Genomic DNA, 7865 nt, shown 5'->3' with positions numbered 1-7865 from the left:
CACGGTGCGGATCGACGACAACGGGCGCCCGTTCCGCACCAGCGCGGTGCGGGACGGACCCGTCCACGAGTACGACACCGGCACCGGCGGCTGGGCGCGGACCGGGCCGGCGGGGGAGTCCTGACGCCGGGCCCGATCCGATCCGGGAGAAACTCCCTACTCCTCCTTCTCGGGCGGCTCCGGCTCCTCGTACTTGATGCCCACCGGGTCCCGCCCGTCCGCCGGACCCGTTCCCGGGCCGATCCGGATCTCGAAGCCCCCGTCGTACTTCTCGTGTCCCGCGATCACCGCGGACTCCACCATCTCGGTGCCCATCTCCCCGCGCACGATCAGCGGGTCGTGGCGCAGATCACGCATGAGGGCCACACACATGCCCACCATCACGATCACGAAGGGCGCGGCGACCAGGATGGTGAGGTTCTGGAGTCCCGCCAGCGCGTCGCCCTCGCCGTTGCCGATCAGCAGCATGATCGCGGCGACGGCGCCCGTCACCACACCCCAGAAGACGACAACGAGCCGGGAGGGCTCGAAGGTGCCCTTCTGCGAGAGGGTGCCCATGACGACCGACGCCGCGTCCGCGCCGGAGACGAAGAAGATCCCGACGAGGACCATCACCAGCAGGCTCATGGCGGTGGCGATCGGGTACTGCTGGAGCACCGCGAAGAGCTGGCCCTCGGGGGTGGCCTCCTTGCCGAGCTGGTTGTTCTCCTGGAGCTTCATCGCCGTGCCGCCGAAGACCGCGAACCACACCAGGCTGACGGTGCTCGGCACCAGGATGACGCCTCCGACGAACTGGCGGATGGTGCGTCCCCGGCTGATCCTGGCGATGAACATGCCGACGAACGGCGTCCAGGAGATCCACCAGGCCCAGTAGAAGACGGTCCAGCTGCCCAGCCAGTCGGCGACGCCCTCGCCGCCGGTGGCCTCGGTGCGCCCGGCGAGCTGCGGCAGCTCACCGAAGTAGGAGGCGATCGAGGTGGGGAGCAGATCCAGCACGATGATGGTGGGACCGGCGATGAAGACGAAGAGCGCCAGGACCAGCGCCAGCACCATATTGGTGTTGGAGAGCCACTGGATGCCCTTCTCGACCCCGGAGACCGCGGAGAGCACGAAGGCGACGGTCAGCACCCCGATGATGGCGACGAGCAGCCCGGTGCCGGTCTTCTCCATCCAGCCCAGCTCGGAGAAACCGCTGCCGATCTGGAGCGCGCCCAGACCCAGGGAGGCGGCGGAGCCGAAGAGGGTGGCGAAGATCGCCAGGATGTCGATGAAGCGGCCGACGCCGCCGTGGGCGTGGCGCTCGCCGATCAGCGGCTCGAAGACCGCGCTGATCGTCTGGCGCCGGCGCCGGCGGAAGGTGCTGTAGGCGATGGCGAGCCCGACCACCGCGTAGATCGCCCAGGGGTGGAGGGTCCAGTGGAAGAGGGTGGTCGCCATCGCGACCTCCATCCGGTCCCCGGAGTCCTGGGGGTCGGTCCCCGGCGGAGGGTTGGTGTAGTGCGCGAGCGGTTCGCTCACACCGTAGAACATCAGCCCGATGCCCATGCCGGCGCTGAACATCATCGCGACCCAGGAGACGGTGCGGAACTCGGGCCCCTCGCCCTCCTGACCGAGCGGGATCTTGCCGTAGCGGCTGATCGCGAGCCAGAGGGCGAAGACCACGAATCCGGACGCGCCGAGGACGAACGCCCAGCCGCCGTTGTGGATGAGCCCGTTCAGCATGGAGCTGGAGATGGACTGCAGGGCATCGGTGGCGAGCGAGCCCCAGACCACGAAGGCCAGGGTGAGAACCGCGGTGACTCCGAAGACCACGCGATCCGTCGAGGGGCGCCCGGTCTCCTGGGGATGACCGGAGGGCTCGGCCGTCGCCGGCCGCACCCCCCGGTCATCCGGTCCTTCATCGTGTGACACGAGTGGCACCTTTCGGGGTTTGCGCGGAAGAAGCTGCTTTGTGCTCCCGCTACCCCCTACCACAGGTAATGCACCTCACCACGATCAACAGGCGGTAACAGGTTCTCCCTCTGTGAGGTGATACGCCGCGCGGGAGTCCAGCAGCAGCGGAATCAGCTTCCGCTGGGACTGCCGAAGCGGGACGAACACGCCGTCACCGTACATCGTGGACACGACACCGTGCAGCGACAGCTCGTCCCCGACCTCGGCGGCCTGTGCGGCGTCGAGCCGGTAGCCGCAGGGCGGGTCGGCCAGGATCTCCCCCGGTTCCGGGGGGTCGTTGTCCGCGCCGCCGAGATGGACCGGGCCCCGGTCCCGCAGGCCCTCCGTCCGGGCCGCCGCCGTCGCCCGGCGGATCTCCCGGCGCCGCTCCCCCGCGAAGGAGAGCACCCCCTCCAGGGCCGCGAGCTGGCTGTTGGTCCTGCGCCGGTTGTTGAGCGCCTCATCGGCCCTCTCCGCGTCGGTCAGCGGATCGATCCGGCTCTCGATGAGCAGCCCGACCGCGTGCTTGACACCGGAGGCGTTGCGCAGGATGCGCTCCTGGCCGTCGCCCGCGACCTGCCGGATCGGGTCGCCGGTGGCCGGGTCGGTCCAGATGCCGTACGTGCCGGTGGTGAAGGATCTGGCGTGCGCGGCCGGGCGGACGTACCGCTCGGAGAGGGTCCTCGACTCCCGGTGCACCCGGCTGTCGGTGTTGAGGTTGCGCGGCCACAGATCGAACAGCTCCCGGTCGTAGTACGGCGGGGTGGCCCCGTACTCGTGCAGGTCGTAAACGATGTCGGGCCGGCGGTCGCGGACGACGGCCGCCAGCGCCCGGGCCTCGGCGGTCCGCAGGGCGAGGTGGTCGCGGTTGATGTCGACACCGTCGGAGTTGCCCCGGGTGCCGGCGGCCCGTCCGTCCGGGTTGGCGGTCGGCACGACGAGGACGCGGGTGCGCTCCAGCAGCCGGCGGGTCTCCCGGTCCCGGGCGAGGGCGAGATCGCGGACGGTGGTCAGACACGCCTCCCGGCCGGAGGGCTCGTCGCCGTGCTGGGAGCAGATCAGCAGCACGGTGCCCGGGGCGTCCCGGTCGCCGACGCCGACGAGCCGGAGCGGTCTGCCCTGCCGGGTCGTCCCGATCCGTTCGACGGACATCCGCTCGCTGGCCCGGTCGACGGCGGCGAGGAAGACGCGCTCCTCGGACTGGGTGGTCCAGCGCGCCCCCTCGGTCCGCTCGAAGCCGGTGCGCGGCGGATGGCTGTGCGTCGCCTGCGCCGGGGCGGTGATCAGGGGCACGGCGAGCGCCGTGGCCACAGCGGTCAGCGCGAGTCCGCGGAACCGTACGCCGGGGTTCACCGGGCACCGCCGGCGGGGACCGGGTGGGCGGGACGCGGTCCGGCGACGCCGTCGAGACGGGAGTCGCCGGGCGCGGCCGGCGCGGCGTGCGCGGTGCCCTCGGTGGCGCGCGCGAAGGCGGGCGCGCCACCGACGACCGGCAGCTCCGCGGAGGTGCGGGCCAGGTCGACGGTGAGCGTCGGGGTGCTCGCGGGCGGGTCGATGAGGTCCTTGTCGGTGCCCGCGACGATCAGCGCGAGCCGGTGGCCGGCCGGCACCACATGGTCGCTCGCGTGCAGATCGAGGGAGATGGTGTGCGCGCGGCCGGGGGTCAGCGGCCGGCCCTGGGCGGCGGACGCGTGGTTGCCGAGGTCGGCCCAGCCCCGGCTGAAGACGGTGTAGTCGACGGCCCTGGTCTGTGCCCGGGTCTCCTTGTAGCAGGCGCTGTCACCTGTGGTGCTCGTGCCCCAGCAGGTGCGCTGGGGGACGGTGACGATGCCCTCGCCACTGGCCGCGTAGTCGCGGATGGTGTCGGGGCCGAGGTCCACCAGGACGGCGCTGAGATGCGCGGAGGCGGTCGTGGGGGTGGCGGTGACCGTCACCGTGCCGGAGCCGGAGAGCCGCAGATCGCCGCTGAGGGGCGGGGTGATGAACCCGTTCTTCGCCGGGGTGGAGCGGTCGATCAGGGAGGCCCAGTCGGTCTCGTCCTGCGAGGGGTCGTCGGTGAAGGTCTCGCTCGCGCCGGGGGCGGCGGGGGTCAGGGAGAGTGTGCCGACGCCGGGGACAGCGCCCTCGCCGGGGCGCAGGGTGGTGGCGGCGGCGGTGCGCGGCGGCCAGTGCTCCTCGGCCGACCACTGGTCGGGGGCGTGCTCCACCTCGGCCATGGGCTCGCGGTCGACGCCGTTGTCGTACTCCAGGAGGTGGTGGTCGAACCAGCGGTGGAGCGCCCTCACCCAGTCGGCGCGCCGGAAGTCGAAGGGATCGACATGGCCGGTCTGGGAGAGCCAGACCTTCCGCTCCACGCCCTCGGCGGCGAGGGCGTCCCACCACTGGCCGAAGTGCTTGGCGCGGACATTGAGGTCCTGCATGCCGTGGACGGCGAAGACGCTGGCGGTGATCCGGTCCGTGTCGGGCAGATAGTCGCGCTCCTGCCAGAGCGGGGTCAGATCGCCGCTGCGCGGGGCGCCGTCGGCCAGCCGCTGCTGCACGGCCTGGCAGCGCTTGTGGGCGTCGGGGCTGTTGACGTACTGGGAGAGCCACTGGGGGCCGGAGCTGTAGAGCGGCGCGCCCTTGGCGAAGTAGTAGTCGTACCAGGAGGAGATGGCGCCGATGGGGACGATGGTCCTCAGGCCCTCGACCCCGGTGGCGGCGACTCCGTTGGCGATCGTCCCGTCGTAGCTCTTGCCGATCATGGCGGTGTCACCGCTGCTCCAGCCGGCCGTGGCGCGCCGGCTCCCGGTGCGGGTGGTGTAGCCGTCGGCGCGGCCGTTGAGCCAGTCGACCACCGCTTTCCCCGAGGCGATGTCGGAGCGGCCCCCGACATCGACACAACCGTCGGAGCGGTTGGTTCCGGCGAGGTCGACGGCGGCGAAGGCATAGCCGCGCGGGACGAAGTAGTTGTCGTAGTACAGCGGGAACTGGACCGGCCTGCCCTGTGCGTCGTAGGTCTTGCGCTGGGCCTCGTTGCCCCGGCCGCAGCAGAGGTAGTACGGGCTGGCATCCATGATCACCGGAACTTTCCGGCCCTGCTGGGCGGGTTCCCGCGGGCGGACGATGTCGACGGCGACCCGGTCGGTCCGCCCGTCGCCGTCGCCGTCGAGCCGGGTGTCCACCCAGACGGACTCCCGGACGGCGTTCTCGTAGGAGTGGACCGGCCGGCTCTCCTGCGGACCCCGGGCGAGGGGGGCGCTCTGCGCACCGGCCGGGGCGGGCGACATGGCCATCAGGGCGGCCGAGGCCGCCACCACGAGCGATCTGTACGTCAAGCGGGTGACCCGCGCACCTATCGGCATGGGCGGACCGTACTCCCCGGCGACCGGCCGGCGACAGAGGGCGCACCGGGTCTCAGCGGGCTTGTGGAACGGGCGGGTTGAGCGGAACGTGACCTCCCGGCAAGAATCCGGGCACCTGCTCATTACCAAGCGGTAACCGGGGCTGCTTTGATGGTCGGGCCGCACCCTCTCCCCCCACCGACCCAAGGAGTCCCCGTGCAGCGAACCGCCCTCCGGCGCGCCCCGGCCGCCGCCTCCCTCGCCACCGTCCTCGCCGCCGCCGCGCTCGCGGGCGGCGCCTCCCCGGCGAGCGCCGACGCGACGACCCCCCGGCTGAAGGTGCTCTCGTACAACGCCTTCCTCTTCTCGAAGAACCTCTATCCCCACTGGGGCCAGGACCACCGGGCGGCGGCGATACCCGCGGCTCCCTTCTTCCAGGGGCAGGACGTGGTCGTGCTCCAGGAGGCCTTCGACAACTCCTCGTCCGACGCGCTGAAGCGGCACGCGGCCGACCGCTATCCGCACCAGACGCCGGTACTGGGCCGGTCCACCGCCGGCTGGGACGCGACCGGGGGCGCGTACTCCGCCGTGACACCGGAGGACGGCGGGGTCACGGTGCTGAGCAAGTGGCCCATCGTCCGCAAGGAGCAGTACGTCTACAAGGACGGCTGCGGGGCGGACCGGTGGTCCAACAAGGGGTTCGTGCACACGGTGCTCGATGTGAACGGCAGCCGGGTGCATGTCGTGGGCACCCACGCGCAGTCCACCGACCCCGGGTGCGCGGCGGGCGAGGCGGAGCGGACCCGCGCGCGGCAGTTCAAGGAGCTGGACTCCTTCCTGGACCGCAAGAACATTCCGGCGTCCGAGCAGGTCGTGGTGGCGGGCGACTTCAATGTGGACTCCCGGTCGGCCGAGTACGGCGCGATGCTGAGGGACGCGGGTCTCGCCGGCGCGGACGCCCGGACCGGTCATCCGTACTCCTTCGACACCGAGGAGAACTCCATCGCCGCCGAGCGCTATCCGACGGACCCGCGCGAGGACCTCGACCATGTCCTCCACCGCGCGGGTCACGCCAGGCCGGCCGGCTGGACCAATGAGGTGATCGCCGAGCGCACCGCGCCCTGGACCGTGCACAGCTGGGGCACCAGCTATACGTACACCCATCTCTCGGACCACTATCCGGTCGCCGGGCGGTAACGGGGCGTGCGGCAGCGGCGCGCGCGACCGGGCAGGGGTGGCGCGCGCCGCGGCGCGCGGGCGATGGGCGGGCTCCGGCGCACCGGGGGCGCCGGCTGACGGGCCGTGAGGGGCCCGCGTCCGCGGGGGCGTCGGAGGTTTCCCCCGTGCACCGAGGCGGAACCGATGATTCCGTGCACCCTGATGTGCATGGCGGGGCCATGCCCACAGTGGGTCCACCGAGCCGGCCACGTCCGGCCACCGCTTCTCGGCACCCCACGGACAACCCGAAGGAGAAGCCCTCATGAGACGCCGCATCCACACCCGGTTCAGCCTCCCCGCCCTGCTGGCCCTCGCCGTGCTCGGACTGGGCACCCCACCCGCCGGGGCCGCCCCGGACCCGCTGCCGACCCCGGAGCCGGGAGTCACCGTCTCCCCCGCCCAGTACGCCCTCGCCGAGCGGCTCGAACGCTCTCTCGGGGACGACACCGCGGGCTCCTATCTCGACCCCGTCACCGGTGAACTGGTCGTCACCGTCACCTCCGAGGCCGCCGCCGGGAAGGTGCGCGCCCAGGGCGCCCGCGCCGAGGTCGTCCCGCGCGGCACCGCCCGCCTCAAGGAGGTGATCGGCGTCCTGGAGGCCAAGGCGAAGATCACCGGAACCGCCTGGGGCATCGACACCTCCGCCAACCAGGTGGTCGTCGAGGCCGACGAGTCCGTCCCGGCCGCCTCCCTCGACCGGCTCAGGGCGGTGGCGGCCCCCCTCGGCAAGGCCGTGCGGATCACCCGGGTGCCCGGCGTCTTCACCCAGGAGGTGCTGGGCGGCGACGCGATCCACGGCGGCGGCTACCGCTGTTCGGCCGCCTTCAACGTCACCGACGGAACGGACTACTCCTTCCTGACGGCGGGACACTGCACCAACGGGGTCCAGAGCTGGACAGCGACGCCCGGCGGAGCCGAGATCGGCACCACCGACGGGTCCAGCTACCCGACGAACGACTACGGCGTCGTCGGGTACACCGACGGCTCCCAGCCGGCCGGCACGGTCAACCTCTACAACGGCAGCTCGCAGGACATCACCGGGTCCGCCGACGCGATCGTGGGCCAGGCGCTCCAGAAGAGCGGCTCGACCACCCGGCTGACCAGCGGCCGGGTCATCGCCGTGAATGTCACCGTCAACTACAGCGACGGCCCGGTCTACGGCATGGTCCGCACCACGGCCTGCTCGGCGGGCGGCGACAGCGGCGGCGCCCACTTCTCCGGTTCCACGGCCCTCGGCATCCACTCCGGCGGCGCGGGCTGCACCCCGTCGGCGGGGACGGCCATCCACCAGCCGGTCGGGGAGGCGCTGACCGCGTACGGCGTGGACGTGTACTGACCCGTACCGGCGGACGCCGCGCGGCACGGGCGGGTCCCTCGGGTCGCCCCCCGGCC

At 72.2% G+C, this 7865-nt stretch carries 5 protein-coding genes; 2 read left to right on the top strand and 3 right to left on the bottom strand.

Translation table 11 applies throughout. The features are described 5' to 3' along the window. Positions 1-156: 156 nt before the first annotated feature. The 3 genes from ABT122_RS32725 to ABT122_RS32715 form a co-directional block, all read right to left on the bottom strand. Positions 157-1911 carry a BCCT family transporter gene (locus ABT122_RS32725; protein ID WP_451069029.1) on the bottom strand — a complete coding sequence of 585 codons (1755 nt, stop codon included), beginning with the start codon at positions 1909-1911 and terminating at the stop codon, positions 157-159. 84 nt (positions 1912-1995) lie between these two features. Continuing rightward, positions 1996-3285, bottom strand: a complete 1290-nt coding sequence (locus tag ABT122_RS32720) for a M14 family metallopeptidase (protein ID WP_351559680.1) — start codon at positions 3283-3285, stop codon at positions 1996-1998. Further along, positions 3282-5276 carry a Xaa-Pro dipeptidyl-peptidase gene (locus ABT122_RS32715; protein ID WP_351559678.1) on the bottom strand — a complete coding sequence of 665 codons (1995 nt, stop codon included), beginning with the start codon at positions 5274-5276 and terminating at the stop codon, positions 3282-3284. The genes ABT122_RS32720 and ABT122_RS32715 overlap by 4 nt, the downstream gene beginning before the upstream one ends. A 150-nt stretch (positions 5277-5426) precedes the next feature. Between ABT122_RS32715 and sph the strand changes: the two genes are divergently transcribed. Then, positions 5427-6452 carry a sphingomyelin phosphodiesterase gene (gene sph, locus ABT122_RS32710; RefSeq protein WP_451069027.1) on the top strand — a complete coding sequence of 342 codons (1026 nt, stop codon included), beginning with the start codon at positions 5427-5429 and terminating at the stop codon, positions 6450-6452. A gap of 283 nt (positions 6453-6735) precedes the next feature. Further along, positions 6736-7809 (top strand): S1 family peptidase, encoded by a 1074-nt coding sequence (locus ABT122_RS32705; protein ID WP_351559674.1) that lies wholly within the window; start codon positions 6736-6738, stop codon positions 7807-7809. The last annotated feature ends 56 nt before the right edge of the window (positions 7810-7865 follow it).

It is taken from the genome of Streptomyces sp. NPDC001985 (genome assembly GCF_040296845.1).
Lineage (GTDB): Bacteria > Actinomycetota > Actinomycetes > Streptomycetales > Streptomycetaceae > Streptomyces.
Note: the sequence above shows the minus strand (reverse complement) of the source record. Positions and strands in the feature narration are given on the sequence as shown.